The 17,113-nt window shown below is 67.9% G+C and carries 13 protein-coding genes; 6 read left to right on the plus strand and 7 right to left on the minus strand.

From position 1 onward, the window contains the following. Positions 1 to 57: 57 nt before the first annotated feature. From Cte04_RS03535 to Cte04_RS03550, 4 genes are all read right to left on the minus strand, one after another. The gene (locus Cte04_RS03535; protein ID WP_066472135.1) at positions 58 to 969 is read right to left on the minus strand and encodes a LysR family transcriptional regulator; all 912 of its coding nucleotides are present in this window, start codon (positions 967 to 969) and stop codon (positions 58 to 60) included. Positions 970 to 1,068: 99 nt separating this feature from the next. Further along, the gene (locus tag Cte04_RS03540; RefSeq protein WP_066472137.1) at positions 1,069 to 2,025 is read right to left on the minus strand and encodes an alpha-E domain-containing protein; all 957 of its coding nucleotides are present in this window, start codon (positions 2,023 to 2,025) and stop codon (positions 1,069 to 1,071) included. Between the two features lie 139 nt (positions 2,026 to 2,164). Continuing rightward, complete coding sequence (locus Cte04_RS03545) at positions 2,165 to 3,619, minus strand: circularly permuted type 2 ATP-grasp protein (RefSeq protein ID WP_066472139.1); 1,455 nt, start codon at positions 3,617 to 3,619, stop codon at positions 2,165 to 2,167. Positions 3,620 to 3,672: 53 nt separating this feature from the next. Continuing rightward, entirely contained in the window at positions 3,673 to 6,267 is a 2,595-nt protein-coding gene (locus tag Cte04_RS03550; RefSeq protein WP_066473872.1) for a DNA internalization-related competence protein ComEC/Rec2, read from the minus strand. 151 nt (positions 6,268 to 6,418) lie between these two features. On the opposite strand from Cte04_RS03550, the gene Cte04_RS22110 reads away from it, so the two are divergent. The 3 genes from Cte04_RS22110 to pdxY all read left to right on the plus strand — a co-directional run bounded on the left by Cte04_RS22110 (position 6,419) and on the right by pdxY (position 9,280). Next, positions 6,419 to 7,579 carry a GGDEF domain-containing protein gene (locus Cte04_RS22110; RefSeq protein WP_370671018.1) on the plus strand — a complete coding sequence of 387 codons (1,161 nt, stop codon included), beginning with the start codon at positions 6,419 to 6,421 and terminating at the stop codon, positions 7,577 to 7,579. Between the two features lie 179 nt (positions 7,580 to 7,758). Next, positions 7,759 to 8,217, plus strand: a complete 459-nt coding sequence (locus tag Cte04_RS03560; protein WP_066472151.1) for a RidA family protein — start codon at positions 7,759 to 7,761, stop codon at positions 8,215 to 8,217. Between the two features lie 157 nt (positions 8,218 to 8,374). Next, positions 8,375 to 9,280, plus strand: a complete 906-nt coding sequence (gene pdxY / locus Cte04_RS03565) for a pyridoxal kinase PdxY (RefSeq protein ID WP_066473877.1) — start codon at positions 8,375 to 8,377, stop codon at positions 9,278 to 9,280. A gap of 90 nt (positions 9,281 to 9,370) precedes the next feature. On the opposite strand, the gene parC is transcribed toward pdxY, so the two are convergent. From parC to Cte04_RS03580, 3 genes are read right to left on the minus strand one after another with little or no spacing between them, the layout of a single operon-like run. Continuing rightward, the gene (gene parC, locus Cte04_RS03570; RefSeq protein ID WP_066473880.1) at positions 9,371 to 11,761 is read right to left on the minus strand and encodes a DNA topoisomerase IV subunit A; all 2,391 of its coding nucleotides are present in this window, start codon (positions 11,759 to 11,761) and stop codon (positions 9,371 to 9,373) included. Between the two features lie 45 nt (positions 11,762 to 11,806). Then, on the minus strand, positions 11,807 to 12,643 hold the full coding sequence (locus tag Cte04_RS03575; RefSeq protein ID WP_066472153.1) for a lytic transglycosylase domain-containing protein: 837 nt from the start codon (positions 12,641 to 12,643) through the stop codon (positions 11,807 to 11,809). Beyond that, the gene (locus Cte04_RS03580) at positions 12,615 to 14,597 is read right to left on the minus strand and encodes a DNA topoisomerase IV subunit B (RefSeq protein ID WP_066472155.1); all 1,983 of its coding nucleotides are present in this window, start codon (positions 14,595 to 14,597) and stop codon (positions 12,615 to 12,617) included. The genes Cte04_RS03575 and Cte04_RS03580 overlap by 29 nt, the downstream gene beginning before the upstream one ends. A 276-nt stretch (positions 14,598 to 14,873) precedes the next feature. On the opposite strand from Cte04_RS03580, the gene Cte04_RS03585 reads away from it, so the two are divergent. From Cte04_RS03585 to Cte04_RS03590, 3 genes are read left to right on the plus strand one after another with little or no spacing between them, the layout of a single operon-like run. After that, positions 14,874 to 16,079 carry an MFS transporter gene (locus Cte04_RS03585; protein WP_157081855.1) on the plus strand — a complete coding sequence of 402 codons (1,206 nt, stop codon included), beginning with the start codon at positions 14,874 to 14,876 and terminating at the stop codon, positions 16,077 to 16,079. A 4-nt stretch (positions 16,080 to 16,083) separates the two neighbouring features. Further along, positions 16,084 to 16,215 (plus strand): hypothetical protein, encoded by a 132-nt coding sequence (locus tag Cte04_RS22115; RefSeq protein WP_281178755.1) that lies wholly within the window; start codon positions 16,084 to 16,086, stop codon positions 16,213 to 16,215. 42 nt (positions 16,216 to 16,257) lie between these two features. After that, positions 16,258 to 17,070, plus strand: a complete 813-nt coding sequence (locus tag Cte04_RS03590; protein WP_066472165.1) for an SDR family oxidoreductase — start codon at positions 16,258 to 16,260, stop codon at positions 17,068 to 17,070. Positions 17,071 to 17,113: the final 43 nt, after the last annotated feature.

Genomic DNA, 17,113 nt, shown 5'->3' on the forward strand with positions numbered 1-17,113 from the left:
CAAAGCCCGGCTACGGAGGCCAATCGTTTGTTCTGATCTGGTGATAAGCCACGCTTATCACGGCGCAGGGGACGAAGGCAGTTCGAGGGCGGCCTCCAGGTCAAGGCCTGCGGCGATCTGCCAGACCGCCTGCGACAGCGGCGGCTGGGTGTCGCGCCGCAGCCGGACCAGGCACACCTGCTCGCGGTGCTCCGGCAATATGGCGTGGGCTCTCAGGCCCGAACCTCCATGGCCCAGCGGCACGGCGCTGAGCGGCAGGATGGTGAAGGCCCTGCCGCTCTGGCATTCGGCCAGCAGCACGCGCATGTCGTTGCTCTCCAGCACCACGCGCGGCACGGCCTCGGCGGCCTCGAACCGCTCTCCCAGCGTACGGCGGTTCTGCATGTCCCGGCTCAGCAGACACAGCGGCAGCTCGGCCACCTCGGCCCAGCCCAGCTGGTGCGGCAGCGAGGCCTGCTCGCTGGCCACCAGCACGTAATGCTCGGTGAACAGCGGCAGCACGTCATAGTCCTCGCCCGCGATCGAGCGGTCGTACAGCAGGCCCAGCAGGATCTGCTGCGACTTCAGGCGCTGCAGGATCTCCGGCGTGCTCAGGGAGGCGACCTCCAGCGTCAGCTGCGGCAGGATCTCGCGGTACTGGGCGCTCAGCAGCGTGGCCGCATGGCCGGCCGTGGGAATCACGCCGATGGCCAGGTGGCCGCCGGGCACGCTGCGGATCAGGTCGGCCTCCTGCTTCAGTCCATCGAGCGAGGCCAGTGTCTGGCGCACCCACTGGATCACGCGCTCGCCTTCGGGCGTGATGCCCTGGAAGCTGCGGTTGCGCCGGATGATGGTGATGCCCAGCTCGCGCTCCAGCTCCCGTATGCCGCTGGACAGCGCTGGCTGCGAGACATGGCAGCTTTCGGCCGCCCGGCCGAAGTGCCGGTATTTGTCCAGGGCGATCAGGTAGTGGAGCTGGCGTATGAACATGCAGGGTTTGCGCGCAAGGCTGCGGGTGGCGCCGCCAGCCTTGCGGATCTGAAGAAGCCGCCCAGTTTAAAGGCCGCTTCTGCGGCGGAGCGCCGCCCGCTAGGTCGGCAGCAGGAAATCGCGGCTGATGCCGTAGCCCAGATCGTTGATGCGGTCCAGGAACTGCGTCAGATAGGCATGCAGGCCCGTGGTCAGTATCTCGTCGATGCGGCCGTATTGCAGGTCCGCCAGCAGGCGGCCGGCCTTGCGCTCGGTCTCGCGCGAATGCGCATTCTTCACTCGCGCCAGGTTCTTCACCACCTCGTTCATGCAGGCGGCCAGCGATCGCGGCATGTCGGCGCGCAGCATGAGCAGCTCGGCCACGCGCTCCGGCGTGATCACGTCGCGGTACACCTTGCGGTAGACCTCGAAGGCCGAGACGCTGCGCAGCAGGGCGCTCCAATGGTAGAAGTCGAAGTTCACGGCGCCGCGCCCGCGCTGGGCGCCATGGTAGTCGCGCTCTATGGCGTGGAACTTCACGTCGAGCAGGCGCGCCGTGTTGTCGGCCCGCTCCACGAAAGTGCCCAGGCGCACGAAGTACAGCGCCTCGTCCTTGAGCATGGTGCCTATGGTCACGCCATGCCACAGGTGGGAGCGGTACTTGACCCATTCGAAGAACTGGGCCGGGTCCTGCCGCCAGCCGCCATGGGCGAACTGTCGCTGCAGCTCCAGCCAGGTCTGGTTCTGCGTCTCCCAGGACTCGGTGGTCAGGGCTCCGCGCACGGCGCGCGCATTCTCGCGCGCAGCCTTGAGGCAGGAGAAGATCGACGAGGGATTGAGCTCGTCGCACACCATGAACTCCAGCACGGAATCACGGTCCACCATGCTGTACTGGCTCATGAAGGCCGGAATCAGCTCGCTGATGGACAGCACGCTGTGCCAGCCCCGGCGTGCATCGTGCATGGCGCTGGGCAGCATGGCCGTGTCATAGGCCACGCTGAGCATGCGCGCGGTGTTCTCCGCCCGCTCCGTATAGCGGGACATCCAGTACAGATGGTCTGCGGTGCGGCTCAGCATAGGCCCTCCTTGGGCAGGGAACCCCGCACGCGCTGCGCGCCCGGGCGGTTTTCCGGCGACAAAATAACTGCGGTATTTTTTCCTGCCCACTCCCTATGGCGGGACATCCGGTGCAGATGGTCTTCAACGCGGCTTTGCATCATTGCTCTCCCTCTTCCAGCACCCAGGTGTCCTTGGTGCCGCCGCCCTGCGACGAGTTGACCACCAGCGACCCCTGCTTGAGCGCCACGCGCGTCAGGCCGCCGGCCACCATCTGCACCCGGGTGCCGCTGAGCACGAAGGGCCGCAGGTCGATATGGCGCGGCGCGATGCCGCTGTCCACCATGGTCGGGCAGGTCGAAAGGCTCAGTGTGGGCTGGGCGATGTAGCCGGCCGGATTGGCCAGCAGCGCCCGGCGGAAATCCTCGATCTCGGCCTTGCTGGCCGCCGGGCCGATCAGCATGCCGTAGCCGCCCGCACCATGGACTTCCTTGACCACCAGCTCGGGCAGGTGGTCCAGCACATAGCGCAGGTCGTCCTGCTTGCGGCACATCCAGGTCGGCACGTTCTGCAGGATGGGCTCCTCGCCCAAATAGAAGCGGATCATCTCGGGCACATAGGGGTAGACCGATTTGTCGTCGGCCAGGCCCGTGCCCACGGCATTGCAGATATTGACATTGCCTGCGCGGTAGGCCCGCATCAGGCCCGGACAGCCCAGCGTGGAGCCGGGCCGGAACACCTCGGGGTCCAGGAAGTCGTCGTCCACGCGGCGATAGATCACGTCCACGCGCTGCAGGCCCTGCGTGGTGCGCATGTAGACCATGTCCTTCTCGACCACCAGGTCCTGGCCTTCGACCAGCTCCACACCCATCTGCTGGGCCAGGAAGGCATGCTCGAAATAGGCGCTGTTGTACATGCCGGGCGTGAGCACCACCACCGTGGGCTCCTGCACGCCGGGCGGCGCGCTGGCATGCAGGGTGTCGAGCAGCATGTCGGGATAATGGGCCACGGGCGCCACCGCATGCGAGCCGAACAGCTCGGGAAACAGGCGCATCATCATGCGGCGGTTCTCCAGCATGTAGGACACGCCCGAGGGCACGCGCAGATTGTCTTCGAGCACATGGTAGATGCCTTCGCCACTGGCATCGGGCACGCGCACGATGTCGATGCCCGCGATGTTGGCATAGACGTTGTTCGGCACCTTGATGCCTTCCATCTCGGGCCGGTACTGGCTGTTTCCGCCCACCAGCGCATCCGGAACAATGCCCGCGCGCACGATGTCCTGGCCATGATAGGCATCCTCGATGAACCGGTTGAGCGCCGTCACGCGCTGCACCAGCCCGGCCTGCATGCGGGTCCACTCGCGGGCCGGAATGATGCGCGGAATCAGGTCGAAGGGGATCAGCCGCTCGGTGCCCGCGCCACTGCCGTCCTTGTCGCCATAGACGGCAAAGGTGATGCCCACGCGGCGGAACACGATCTCGGCCTCGGCACTGCGCGCGCGCAGGTAGTCCTGCGACTGCCGGCCCAGCCACTGTCCGTAATCCCGGTAATGGCTTCTCAGCCCGGCGTCCGGAGCCGACGGGTCCAGATACATTTCGTCCAATAGCTGCATTTTTTTCCTCTCGCTTTCCAGTCCTGCTGCAAGCCCTGTGCCAATCCGGAAGCTCAATCCTTCTGCGGATCGAGCGGCGCGGCATGCACATCCCAATAATGCGCCCGAATCAGGCGTTCGCAGTGCAAAGCCCCGGGCTGCGCCGACCGCCACAGTGCGGCGCCGCAGCGGTCCTGCTGCACCACCGTGCTGCCTGCACGCTCGTAGCGCTGCACCACGGCCGGCACGGGGTGGCCGAAGCGGTTGCGGTAGCCGGCCTGCACCATGGCCCAGCGCGGCGCCAGTGCGTCTATCCATGGCGGCGAGGACGATGTCTTGCTGCCGTGGTGAGGCACCAGCAGCCAGTCCACCGGCCCCGCCAGTCCCTGGGCCACCAGCCGCCGCTCCTGCGCAGCCTCGATGTCGCCGGCCAGCAGGGCCACACGCCCCGAGGCCGAGCGCAGCCGCAGCACGCAGCTGCCGGCATTGGACGAAGTCCTGGCCGAAGGGAGGGCATCCTGCACCGGTTCGGTGCCCGGTGCCCCGGATTGGGGCATGAGCGGATGCAGGATGTCGAACGCCACACCATCCCACTGCCAGCGCTCGCCCGCCGTGCAGCGCCGGACCGGCGCCAGGTCCGCGAGCGCAGGATCCCGGATCACCGAATCCGAGCCCCAGACCGTGACGGCCGGCCCGGCACTCGTGAGCGAGCGGTGCAGGCTCAGGGCTCCGCCGGTGTGGTCGGTATCGCGGTGGCTGAGCATCATGGCATCGGGCCGCAGGCCCAGCGCCTGCAGCAGCGGCAGCAGCACGCGCTCGCCCGCATCGCTGTGCTGGCTGTACTGCGGGCCGGCGTCGTACAGCAGGCTGTGGCTGCGGGTGCGCAGCAGCACCGCGTTGCCCTGCCCGATGTCGACGGCCAGCACCTCGAACTCGCCCCAGGCCGGCCGCGGCAGCGGCCACCACAGCGCCGGCACGCAGCACATGGCGGCCACCACGCGCACGCGCCACGGCAGCGGCGCCACCAGCAGCAGGCCGGCCCCGATGGCAACGGCCGCGGCCCACCATGCCGGCTGCGGCAAGGCGAGCACGGCCACCGGCGCCCCGGCCAGCCAGCGCAGCAGGGCCATGAGCGGCTCCAGCGCCACGGCGGCCAGCGCGGCAGCCTGCGGCAGCAGGGCGCTGGCCAGAGCCAGGGGCGTGACCAGCAGCGTTATCCAGGGAATGGCGGCCAGATTGGCCACCAGGCCGATCACGGAAACCTGGCCGAACAGCAACAGGCTCAAGGGAGCCAGCGCCAGCGAAATCAGCCATTGCTCGCGCCACAGGCCCGCCGCCTTGCCCCAGGCCCCGCCTGCCGCGGTGGCGGCCTCGCCACCCGGCTGCGAACGCCGGTCCGTGGCCAGCAGCACGCCCACGGCGACAAAGCTGAGCCAGAAACCGGCCTGCCACAGCGCCCACGGATCGGCCACCAGCACCACGGCCAGCGCCAGCAGCCAGACCTGGGGCCAGGGCCAGCGCAGGCCCCACCATTGCAAGGCCCCCACCACGGCCAGCATGCACACCGTGCGCTGCGCCGGCACGCCCCAGCCGCTGAACAGGGCATAGACCCCGGCCAGCACGGCCCCGGCCAGGAGGGCGGCGCGCGGTGCCGGCAGCCATTGGCAGGCCCGCGCGCTCAGGCGCCACAGCCGCCCCGTCGCCCAGGCGGCCAGCCAGGCAAACATCGTTATGTGGAGGCCGGAAATGCTCATGAGGTGGGACACGCCGGTCTGCCTGAACAACGTCCAGTCCTGCCGGTCCACGGCCTGCTGATCGCCCACGGCCAGCGCCGCCACCACGCCGATGGCCGATTCGCGCTCGGATGCCCCGAGCCCCGGCCACCAGCGCTGCAGGACTGCGGCCTGGGCGCGGATGCGGTCGCGCAGCCACTGGCGCCAGCGCTGCATGCGGTAGCCGGCATCCCCCTGCAGCCGCTGCGGCGAGGGGCTTTCGCGCACATAGCCGGCGGCCTGCACGCCCTGCTCCCATTGCTGCAGTTCGAAATCGAAGCCATGCGGATTGCGCGCGCCATGGGGGCGCTTGAGGCGCACCGTCATGCGCCAGCGCTGGCCGGGCTCCAGCGGCTCGCCACGGGCCCAGGCCGGCCCCTCGGCATCCGGCGCCGCCTGGCTGCCCCAGGGCATGTACCAGGCCAGCTCGATCATGGATGGGAACAGGCGCTCGGGCTGCTCTGCATCCACGCGCCAGGCCTGTTCCACCTCGAAGCGCCAGCGCTGGCCCTGCGCGGTGTTCTGCAGCATGGAGGCCATCGTGCCCTGCACCACCAGATCCTGGCCCTCGAGTTCGCCGGGCAAGGCCTGCCCCAGGTACGCATGGGCGCGCCAGCCCGTGACGGCGGCCGTCATCCCGGCTGCGCACAGCAGCACCAGCAGGCGGGACGGCCAGGTCTTTGGGCGCCGGGCGAAGCGGCGGCCGACAGCCCCGCATGCCGCAGCGACGAAACCCGCGCCCAGCAATGCCTGATAGGCCCCCAGCGGCCACAGCTGCGGCTGGGTCACCTGCCAGGCCACCCCCAGCACACAGCCCCACAAGGCCCACGACCAGGAGGCAGGCCCGGCTTGGCGCAACGGCAAGGCGGGAACTGAAGCAGTGCGAAATTGCAACATGGCTTGCATGCTAGCGCGGATGCTTTCATGCCCGCTTGTCGCCTGTGCCTCAGGCACCGTTACCCGGCCTCGGCCCGTTCAATCTAAAATAATTGGTTACAAAAGGGAGTTCCATTCCGAACGCGCTGGGTTTGCCGGACCAACTGAACGAATGCCTAATCTCGACCTCCCGACGATCGTTGCCTATGCCGGAGGCATGGCCTGCGTCATAGGTCTCATATTGGCGGTGCTGGGCAGGAGCTTTCCGGCATCCATCCGGGGATGGGGCTATTGGGCGGGAGGCGCGATCGTGGCCGGCGGCCTGGGCATGCTGGCCCGGGGCTGGCTGCGCAGCGTGGTGTCCGAAGACGTGGCCGTCGCGGCGCAGAACATCTGCCTGATCATGACGGCAGGCCTGTTCCTCGCGGGTACCTGCGCCTTGTTCGAATGGCGGCTGCCGCGGCATTTCCTGCCGCTGCTGCTGGGCGTGGCGGTGGTTGCCTCGTGCATCTTCTTCGGCTACGAGTCCGCCCCCATCCACCGCCGCATCTTCGCGCGCGGCCTGCTGGCGGCGCTCTATGGATGCCACGCATGGGTGGTGCTGCGCCAGCCACGCACGCTTGCCACACGGGTCACCGCCGGCATCCTGGTGACGCTGGTCGCGCTTCTCTTGCTGCGCGCCGTGAGCGGCTATCTCGCTCCCGGCACGGATGGCATCCACTCCGTCGCCTGGCTGCAGCAGGCCTATGCCGTGGGCTTTTCGTCGACGGATGTGCTGCTCCCCCTGTGCGCCATCCTCATGATGTCGGAAAAACTGCGCGGCGCGCTGGAGCACGAAACCATGCACGACAGCCTGACCGGCCTGCCCAACCGCCGCGCGGTGCTGGCCGAGCTGGACCGGCTGTTCGCGCTGGCAAGGCGGACCCGGATGTTCGTGCTGGTGGTCTTCATCGACCTGGACGGCTTCAAGAAGATCAACGACACCTACGGCCATGAGGTCGGCGACCAGTTCCTCGCGGAGGTCGGCCGGCGCATATCGGCCGGCCTGCGCTCGGGCGACATGCTGGGGCGGATGAGCGGCGACGAATTTGTGGTGCTCGGCTTGATCCCGCCGCCCTTTTCCGATACCGCCATCAACGCCATCCGCGCCCGGCTGACGCCACGGCTGAGGGGCCGGTTTGCGTTTGCCGGCGGCAGCTTCGACTATGCCGGCGCCAGCTTCGGCCTGGTCGCGGCGGACCCGGCGGCCAGCTCGCCCGAGGCCACGCTCCGCGCGGCGGACCAGCGCATGTATGCGGAAAAACGGGCCAAGCGCATGCTTGAGGCGGCGTAAGGCCCGGAGCCGCCTTTTCGCAGCCAGGCACCGGCCCGAGCCGCCCAGGCCATGGAGCAGCGCCGGTCTGCACCGGCCCGCAATGGCCGGCTCCGGGATTTCCGGAACCCGCTTGGCATCGGCGGCCGACCGGCTGTGTCACACTTGGCCGCCTTGTTTTCCTCTCAGATGGAGCTGCCATGAGCGTTTACGACAAACTCAAAGAACTCAACATCACCCTGCCCGAAGTGGCCCTGCCGGCCGCCGCCTACCTGCCCTATATGCAGACCGGCAACCTGGTGTTCCTCAGCGGCCATGTCGCCAAGAAGAACGGCCAGCCCTGGGTGGGCAAGCTGGGCGAGAACATGAGCACCGAGGAGGGCAAGCAGGCCGCGCGCGCCGTGGCCGTGGACCTCATGGGCACGCTGCAGCATGCCTGCGGCGGCGACCTGAACCGCGTCAAGCGCATCGTCAAGGTCATGAGCCTGGTCAATTCCTCCACCAGCTACACCGAGCAGCACCTGGTGACCAACGGCTGCAGCGAACTGCTCGGCGAGGTCTTCGGCGAAGCCGGCAAGCACGCGCGCAGCGCCTTCGGCGTGGCCCAGATTCCCCTGGGCTGCTGCGTGGAGATCGAGCTGATGGCGGAGCTGGCCTGAGGCTACGCCAGCAGCGTGCATGAAAAGTGAGCTGCAATCGCGCTCTATTCATAGAATTCAGATAGAAAACCATCCCGGTTTGTTTTCTGACCTGCGATAGCAGCTCTCTTTTTCATAGTACGCGCCGCCCCCCTGTTGAATGAAGACGGAAACATACATGCCTGATCTGCCCCCCTTCGAGGAACCGCCGCGGGTCCTGAGCATCCAGTCGCACGTAGCCTACGGCCACGTGGGCAACGACGCGGCCATGCTGCCGCTGCAGATGCTGGGCATCGAGCCCGTGGCCGTGCACACCGTGCAGTTCTCCAACCACACGGGCTACGGCGAATTCAAGGGCCAGGTCTTCACCGCCGCCCATGTGCAGGACGTTCTCGACGGGCTGCGCGCCCGCGGCGTGCTCGAGCGCTGCACGGCCGTGCTCTCGGGCTATCTGGGCGATGCCGGCGTGGGCGAGGCCATCGTCTCGGCCGTGCAGGAAGTGCGCGGCGCCCGCCCTCGCGCCCTGTACCTGTGCGACCCCGTCATGGGCGACGTGGGGCGCGGCCTGTTCGTGCGGCCCGGCATACCGGAATTCCTGCGCCGGCGCGCGCTGTCCCAGGCCAGCGTCATCACGCCCAACCACTACGAATTCGAGCTGCTGCACGGCGGCGGGCCGCTGGCCACGGTAGACGCCACCATTGCCGCCGCGCGCAGCCTGCTGGGCCAGATGCACGACGCGGCCAGCGCCCTCATCGTCATCACCAGCCTGCGCACCGACGACCTGCCGCAGGACCAGCTGGCCACGCTGGCGGTCAACGCGGACAGCGCCTGGATGATGCAGACGCCCTTCGTGGACCTGCAGCCCCTGCCCAACGGCATGGGCGATGTGTTCTCGGCCGTGCTGCTGGGCCGGCTGATACGGGGCGAGGCCGTGCCGGACGCGCTGTCCAGCGCCGTCAGCACGCTCTATGCCCTGGTATCGCGCACCCGGCCCGGCCAGCGCGACCTGCCTCTGGTCGCCTGCCGTGAACAGCTCACGCACCCCGGGCAGCGCTTTGCGGCCCGGCTATGGCAGGTGGGCTGAAAAAGCAGCGCGGGCGCCGGAAAACATTTTCTGGCGCCCGCGCTTTGCCGGTCCATGCACCGCAGCCGTTGCGCGGTGCAGCGGCCATCGTCACTCCACGCGCGTCACGCTGCTGGGCTTGAAGCCCAGGTCGGCCGCCTTGCCCTTGCGGCCGCGGGTGCCGCGCGCATTGTTGAGGCTGCGGATCTCCAGCGATTCGCTCCTGGCCTTGCCGCCGCGGCCGATGCCGTCCAGCCGGATGCTGCGCGTGTAGGCGGCAGCGCCGGCCAGCGTGTCCTTGTCTTCCAGGCCCAGCAGCATTAGGCCGCGCCCGCCCTTGGGCATGTGCTTGAGTTCGCCGATCTCGAAAGTCAGGATGCGGCCGCCGACCGAAGCGCAGATCACATGCGTGGCCGGCTGCAACAGGCCGGCGCCCTGCTCGGCATCCTCGCCGGGCTCGGCGCGTGCGCCCATGGGCACGCCATGCACGACCGAAGGAGCGCACAGGGTCTCGCCGTCGGCCAGCGAGACAAAGGCCTTGCCGGCCTTCTGGCGCGAGACCATGTCGCCCACGGTGGCCACGAAGCCGTAGCCGCCCGCGCCGGACAGCAGCAGCTGCGTGCTTTCGGCTCCGGCAAAGTAGTAGCGCAGCTGGGTGCCGGGCTCCAGCTCGATCAGCGTGGTCACGGGCTGGCCGTCGCCGCGCCCGCCAGGTAGCTGCGATACGGGCACGGAATAGACGCGGCCGTTGCTGCCGAAGGCCAGCAGCTGGTCCACCGTGCGGCACTCGAAGGTGCCGTACAGGCTGTCGCCCGCCTTGAAGCTCAGCGTGCCGGCCTCCACGCCATGGCCCTGGCGCGTGCGCACCCAGCCCTTTTCGGAAATGATCACGGTGACGGGCTCGTCCACCACCTTGACCTCGGCCACGACCTTTTTCTCCTCCTGGATCAGGGTGCGGCGGTCGTCGCCGAAGGTCTTGGTGTCCTGTTCGACCTCCTTGCAGATCAGGCGGCGCATGGCCGATTCGCTGCCCAGCACGTCCTCGAGCCTGCCCTGCTCGGTGCGCAGCTCCTTGAGCTCCTGCTCGATCTTGATGGCCTCCAGGCGGGCCAGCTGGCGCAGGCGGATCTCGAGGATGTCCTCGGCCTGGCGCTCGGACAGGTGGAATTCGTCGATCAGGGCCTGCTTGGGCTCATCGCTGGCGCGGATGATGGCAATGACCTGGTCGATGTTGAGCAGCACGGCCTGTCGGCCTTCGAGGATGTGGATGCGGTCCAGCACCTTGGCCAGGCGGTGCTGGCTGCGGCGCGTCACGGTCTGGAAGCGGAAGGCAATCCATTCCTCCAGCATCTGGCGCAGCGACTTCTGCACCGGGCGGCCGTCCAGGCCGATGCTGGTGAGGTTGATGGGGCTCGAGGACTCCAGGCTGGTATGCGCCAGCAGCGCGGTGACCAGTTCCTGCTGCGGAATCTTGCCGGTCTTGGGCTCGAAGACGATGCGCACCGGCGCATCCTTGCTCGACTCGTCGCGCACGCCGTCCAGCACGGCCAGCATGCTGGCCTTGAGCTGGGTCTGCTCCTGGCTCAGGGCCTTCTTGCCGGCCTTGACCTTGGGGTTGGTGATGTCCTCGATCTCCTCGAGCACCTTCTGGGCGGAGACACCGGGCGGCAGCTCGGTCACCACCATCTGCCACTGGCCGCGCGCCAGCTCCTCGATCTTCCAGCGCGCGCGCACCTTGAGGCTGCCGCGGCCCGTGCGGTAGGCGTCGGCGATGTCGCCGCTCGAGGAAATGATCTGCCCGCCGCCCGGATAGTCGGGGCCCGGAATCAGCGCCAGCAGCTCCTCTTCGGACAGCTGGGGCTTCTTGATCAGCGCCACGCAGGCCGTGGCCACCTCGCGCAGGTTGTGGCTGGGGATTTCGGTGGCCAGGCCCACGGCAATGCCGCTGGCGCCGTTGAGCAGGGCAAACGGCAGGCGCGCGGGCAGCTGGCGCGGCTCTTCGGTAGAGCCGTCGTAGTTGGGCACGAAGTCCACCGTGCCCATGTCGATCTCGTCGAGCAGCAGACTGGTGATCTTGGACAGGCGTGCCTCGGTGTAGCGCATGGCTGCGGCGCCGTCGCCGTCGCGGCTACCGAAGTTGCCCTGGCCGTCCACCAGCGGATAGCGCTGGTTGAAGTCCTGGGCCATGCGCACCAGCGCGTCGTAGGCCGACTGGTCGCCATGGGGGTGGAAACGGCCCAGCACGTCGCCGACCACGCGCGCGCTCTTGACGGGCTTGGCCGCCGTGTTGCCATTGGGTCCGCCATAGGACAGGCCCATGCGCTCCATCGCATAGAGAATGCGGCGCTGCACGGGCTTCAAGCCGTCGCTGACGTCGGGAAGGGCACGGCCCTTGACCACCGACAGGGCATATTCGAGATAGGCGCGCTGGGCATACTGGCCCAGATCCAATGCGTCGCCTGCGGCCTGCTCAGCCAGATCCAGTGTGGTTTGATCGCTCATGAATTCGTTGTGGTTTTGCAAAATTCGCCGGGTCCGGCGCCCTGCTCAGGGAAGCGTCGCATCCGAGACCGTGGGAGCCGGCAGCGTCATGCGGATGCGCGGCGCATTCCTGCCGGCGGCAGCGCCCGCTGCGGATGCCATGCGCGTGCCCGCCGCCATGGGGCGTGCCGCCTGCAGCTGCTCGTAGATGCCCATGACCGCCTTGACGTAGTTGCGGGTTTCCTTGAAAGCCGGAATGGCCTGGCCCGCGCGCTGCACCGCCCCCTCGCCCGCGTTGTACGCGGCCAGCACCAGATCCAGGCGCCCCGGAAACAGCCCCATCAGGTAGTTGAGGTAGCGTGCGCCGGCCGGCACGTTGACGGCCGGGTCGGCCAGCTGCTGCTCGATGCTGCGCTTCTTGCTGGCCGCCACGCCGAAGCGCTGGGCCGTGGCCGGCATCAGCTGCATCAGGCCCACCGCGCCCTTGGGCGAGACGGCGCCGGCATCGAAGCCCGACTCCACCGCGATCACGGCCTTGAGCAGGTCGTAGTCCACGCCCGTGGTGTCGGCCGCCTTGCGCAGGTGGCCGCGCACGCTCTTGAAGCCCGGCGAGACTTCGAGGAAGCCCTGGATGCGGGGATCGGGTGTGGCCGCACCGCGCGGCATGTGCAGGCCCTGCCGATCCTGCTGGGTGCTGTCGTAGACATTGCCCTTGAAATACAGCTTGTAGCGCTCGTCCAGCGCCTCTGCGGCGAAATGGGTCACGCCCAGTTCGTCCACATAGGCCCACAGATCGGCATGCGCGGCCGGCATGTAGCCGGCCAGCGCAGCGCCGCCCGCCAGGGCAAGGCGGGCCAGGCGCCCGGGGGCCGTCTTAAATATCGACTTCCACGGCATCGCCATGCAATTCCATCAGTTCGCGGCGCGCGGCTGCCTCGCCCTTGCCCATGAGCTTGGTGACGACCTGCTCGGCCGCGGCGAAATCCAGGTTCATGAACTGCACGGGCAGCAGGCGGCGCGTGTCGGGATTGAGCGTGGTTTCCCACAGCTGCTCGGCATTCATCTCGCCCAGGCCCTTGAAGCGGCTGACCTGGCACTTCTCGCGCGGCACGCCGTCCTTGGCGCATTTCTCCATGATGGCGTCGAGCTCGCCCTCGTCGAGCGCATACACCTTGATCGCCGGCTTCTTGCCGCGCGCGGGCACGTCCACGCGAAACAGCGGCGGCAGCGCGACATGGATGTGGCCGGCCTCGATGAGCTTGGGAAAGTGCCTGAAAAACAGCGTCAGCAGCAGCACCTGGATGTGCGAGCCGTCCACGTCGGCATCGGACAGAATGCAGATCTTGCCGTAGCGCAGGCCCGACAGGTCAGGCTCGTCATCGGGGCCATGGGGGTCCACGCCGATGGCCACCGAAATGTCGTGGATCTCGTTGTTGGCGAACAGCCGGTCGCGGTCCACCTCCCAGGTATTGAGCACCTTGCCGCGCAGCGGCAGGATGGCCTGGGTTTCCTTGTCGCGGCCCATCTTGGCGCTGCCGCCGGCCGAGTCGCCCTCGACCAGGAACACTTCGTTGATCGAGGTATCGCGGCTTTCGCAGTCGGTGAGCTTGCCCGGCAGCACGGCCACGCCGGAGCCCTTGCGCTTTTCCACCTTCTGGCCGGCCTTCTGGCGCGTCTGCGCGGCCTTGATGGCGATCTCGGCCAGCTTTTTGCCGTAGTCCACATGCTGGTTCAGCCACAGCTCCAGCGCGGGGCGCACAAAGCCCGAGACCAGGCGCACGGCATCGCGCGAGTTCAGGCGCTCCTTGATCTGGCCCTGGAACTGCGGGTCCAGCACCTTGGCATTGAGCACATAGCTGGCGCGCGCGAACACGTCGTCGGGCATGAGCTTGACGCCCTTGGGCAGCAGCGAGTGCATCTCGATGAAGGCCTTGACCGCCTGGAACAGGCCGTCGCGCAGGCCGCTGTCATGCGTGCCGCCGGCCGTCGTGGGAATCAGGTTCACATAGCTTTCGCGCAGCGGCGCGCCGTCCTCGGTGAAGCCCACGCACCAGGCCGCGCCTTCGCCCTCGGCAAAACTGTCGTTGTTGCGGTCGGCAAAGCCCTCGCCTTCGAACAGCGGGATCACGGGCTCGCCGCTCAGGCTCTGCTGCAGGTAGTCGCGCAGGCCGCCCTTGAACTGCCAGGTCTGGTTGTCGCGCGTCTTCTCGTTGACCAGCGACACCGACACGCCCGGCATGAGCACGGCCTTGCTGCGCAGCAGGTGCACCAGTTCGCCCATGGGCAGGTGCGAGGACTCGAAATACCTGGCGTCGGGCCAGACACGCACCGTGGTGCCGCTCTTGCGCTCGCCGGCGGCCAGCGGCCGCACCTGCAGCGGCTCGATCACGTCGCCGCCCGAAAATGCCAGCGTGGCCACCTGGCCGTCGCGGTGGATCTGGGCCTGCAGGCGCGTGGCCAGCGCATTGGTCACCGAGACACCCACGCCGTGCAGGCCGCCCGAGAAGCTGTAGGCGCCGCCGTTGCCCTTGTCGAACTTGCCGCCCGCATGCAGGCGGGTGAAGACCAGCTCCACCACGGGCGCCTTTTCCTCGGGATGCAGGCCGAACGGAATGCCGCGGCCGTCGTCCTCGACGCTGAAGGAACCGTCGGAGTGGATGGTGAACTTGATTTTCTTGCCGAAGCCGGCCAGCGCCTCGTCGGCCGCGTTGTCGATCACCTCCTGCAGGATGTGCAGGGGGTTGTCGGTGCGCGTGTACATGCCGGGGCGCTGCTTGACGGGCTCCAGACCCTTGAGGACGCGGATCGAGCCTTCGGAGTATTCGCTGGCGGAAGAGGAGGATGGTTTAGCTGCCATGGGGGCGGATTGTAGTGGCCTTGTCAGATGGAGGCTGGATAAATTCACAGTTGTTTGACTCCCAATACTCTCGCACAAACCCTAGCCCCCTGTCTTGTGCATTGGTTTGGCCGCGCGTTTGGGCAAGCCAGCCTGCCGCGCATGCGACGTCCTGCCCACGCCGAAAACCCGCAATTTCGCTACAGTCATGTATTCGACCCCACCGCGGCCTGCGCCGATGCGCGGGCTCCAGCACCCCATTGCGGACCAGGCATGACCAAGACAGCCACACCTCCCATGTCCATGGCACAGATTCTTCTGTGCGGCGGCGCCATCGTCACCCTGTCCATGGGCATACGCCACGGCTTCGGCCTGTGGCTGCAGCCCATCACCCAGCAGATGGGCTGGACGCGCGAGAGCTTTTCGCTGGCCATCGCGGTGCAGAACATCTCCTGGGGCATTCTGGGCATTTTCGTGGGCATGCTGGCCGACCGGCTCGGCGCCTTCAAGGTGCTGATCGGCGGCGCCGTGCTGTACGCGCTCGGCCTGGTCGGCATGGCCTTGTCGCCCACCACGCTGGTGTTCACGCTGACGGCCGGCGTGCTCATCGGCGCAGCCCAGGCCGGCACCACCTATGCCGTGATCTATGGCGTGCTGGGCCGCCAGATTCCGCTGGCGCGGCGCAGCTGGGCCATGGGCGTCACGGCGGCGGCGGGCTCGTTCGGGCAGTTCTTCATGGTGCCCGTGGAAGGCGCGCTGATCTCCTGGCTCAACTGGTCCAACGCGCTGCTGGTGCTGGCGCTGCTCGCGCTGCTGATCGTCCTGCTGGCCTTCGGACTGCGCGAGCCGGGCTTCGGCTCGGGCGCCGCCCTGCAGCGCGAGCAGACCGTGGCCCAGGCCCTCCGGGAGGCCTGGAGCACGCCCAGCTTCGTGCTGCTGACGGCCGGCTACTTCGTCTGCGGCTTCCAGGTCATGTTCATCGGCGTGCACATGCCCAGCTACCTCAAGGACTTCGGCATGGCGCCGCAGGTGGCCAGCTATTCGCTGGCCCTGGTGGGCCTGTTCAACATCTTCGGCACCTACCTGGCCGGCAACCTGGGGCAAAAGCTCCCCAAGCGCTATCTGCTGTCGGGCATCTACAGCCTGCGCTCGCTGGTGACGGTGCTGTTCCTGCTGGCCCCGCTGTCGCCCTGGTCGGTCTACATCTTCTCGGCGACCATGGGCTTTCTGTGGCTGTCCACCGTACCGCTGACCAATGCCACCATCGCCCAGCTCTTCGGCGTGCAGCACCTGTCCATGCTGGGCGGCTTCGTGTTCTTCAGCCACCAGATCGGCAGCTTCCTCGGCGTGTGGCTGGGCGGCTATCTGTACGACCTGAGCGGCAACTACGACATGGTCTGGTATCTGTCGATTGCCCTGGGCATTTTTGCGGCCCTGGTCAACCTGCCCGTGCGCGAGGCAGCCGTTGTGCGCAGCAACGCCGCCCCGGCCCAGACGGCCTGAGGCCATGCAGCTCAAGCCCTGGCAACGCATTTCCATCTGGACCGCCGTGCTGGCGGTGCTGCTGGCCGTGTTTGCCCTGTACCTGCAGCCGGAATTCATGGTCACACTGGCTGACCATGTCTGGGCCTGCTTCTAAGCCCTGGAGCATCCGGCCCAGGCGGCACGGCCGGGAGTTTCCATGCCCCGTATCGTCATCACCGGTGCCTCCGATGGCATTGGCGCAGAAATGGCGCGCCAGCTGGCGCACACCCATGAAGACCGGCTGCAGCTGACGCTGGCCGCGCGCCACCAGTCCAGGCTCGAAGACGTGGCCGCGCAATGCCGGTTGCAGGGCGCGCAGGTGCTGGTGCTGCCCACCGATGTGGCCGAGCAGGCCCAGTGCCGCACGCTGATTGCCGGCGCCGTGCAGCAGTTCGGCGGGCTCGACGCCTTGGTCAACAATGCCGGCGTCTCGGCCCATGCGCTGTTCGAGGAAGTCAGCGCGCAGGATCTGGGCTGGTACGAGCGGCTGATGCACATCAATTTCTGGGGCAGCGTCTGGTGCACGCATGCCGCACTGCCGCACCTCAAGGCCGGCAAGGGCCGCATCGTGGCCGTCGCCTCGCTGGCAGGCCTGGTCGGCGTACCGGGGCGCACGGCCTACAGCGCCAGCAAATTTGCCATGGCCGGCTTCTTCGAAGCCCTGCGCACGGAACTCAAGCCTGCCGGCGTGAGCGTGACCACGGCCTATCCAGGCGTGGTGGACACGCGCATCCGCTACCACGGCTATAACGCCAGGGGCGAGCCCGCCGGGGTCAGCGGCCTCAAGGAGGACGGCGCCATGAGCGTGCACGAATGCGCCAGGCTCATACTTGCCGGCATGGACCGCCGCCAGCGCGAAGTCGTGATGACGGGCAAGGGCAAGCTGGGCCGCTTCATGAAGCTGATCGCGCCCGGCCTGGTGGAAGACATGGCGCTGGCCGCGCTCAAGGACGACGTGAAGCCGCATTGAGGCATCGCCCCCTGGTGCCCCGCAACGCCGGTAGCGAAGGTCT

Source organism: Comamonas terrae (genome assembly GCF_001544075.1).
GTDB classification, from domain to species: domain Bacteria; phylum Pseudomonadota; class Gammaproteobacteria; order Burkholderiales; family Burkholderiaceae_C; genus Comamonas; species Comamonas terrae.

Coding starts and splice junctions, on each gene's coding strand:
- Cte04_RS03550 (WP_066473872.1), bottom strand. CDS start 6,267: ATGTTGCAATTTCGCACTGCTTCAGTTCCCGCCTTGCCGTTGCGCCAA.
- Cte04_RS03575 (WP_066472153.1), bottom strand. CDS start 12,643: ATGGCGATGCCGTGGAAGTCGATATTTAAGACGGCCCCCGGGCGCCTG.
- Cte04_RS22115 (WP_281178755.1), top strand. CDS start 16,084: ATGCAGCTCAAGCCCTGGCAACGCATTTCCATCTGGACCGCCGTGCTG.
- Cte04_RS03590 (WP_066472165.1), top strand. CDS start 16,258: ATGCCCCGTATCGTCATCACCGGTGCCTCCGATGGCATTGGCGCAGAA.
- Cte04_RS03585 (WP_157081855.1), top strand. CDS start 14,874: ATGTCCATGGCACAGATTCTTCTGTGCGGCGGCGCCATCGTCACCCTG.
- Cte04_RS22110 (WP_370671018.1), top strand. CDS start 6,419: ATGCCTAATCTCGACCTCCCGACGATCGTTGCCTATGCCGGAGGCATG.
- pdxY (WP_066473877.1), top strand. CDS start 8,375: ATGCCTGATCTGCCCCCCTTCGAGGAACCGCCGCGGGTCCTGAGCATC.
- Cte04_RS03580 (WP_066472155.1), bottom strand. CDS start 14,597: ATGGCAGCTAAACCATCCTCCTCTTCCGCCAGCGAATACTCCGAAGGC.
- Cte04_RS03560 (WP_066472151.1), top strand. CDS start 7,759: ATGAGCGTTTACGACAAACTCAAAGAACTCAACATCACCCTGCCCGAA.
- Cte04_RS03540 (WP_066472137.1), bottom strand. CDS start 2,025: ATGCTGAGCCGCACCGCAGACCATCTGTACTGGATGTCCCGCTATACG.
- parC (WP_066473880.1), bottom strand. CDS start 11,761: ATGAGCGATCAAACCACACTGGATCTGGCTGAGCAGGCCGCAGGCGAC.
- Cte04_RS03545 (WP_066472139.1), bottom strand. CDS start 3,619: ATGCAGCTATTGGACGAAATGTATCTGGACCCGTCGGCTCCGGACGCC.
- Cte04_RS03535 (WP_066472135.1), bottom strand. CDS start 969: ATGTTCATACGCCAGCTCCACTACCTGATCGCCCTGGACAAATACCGG.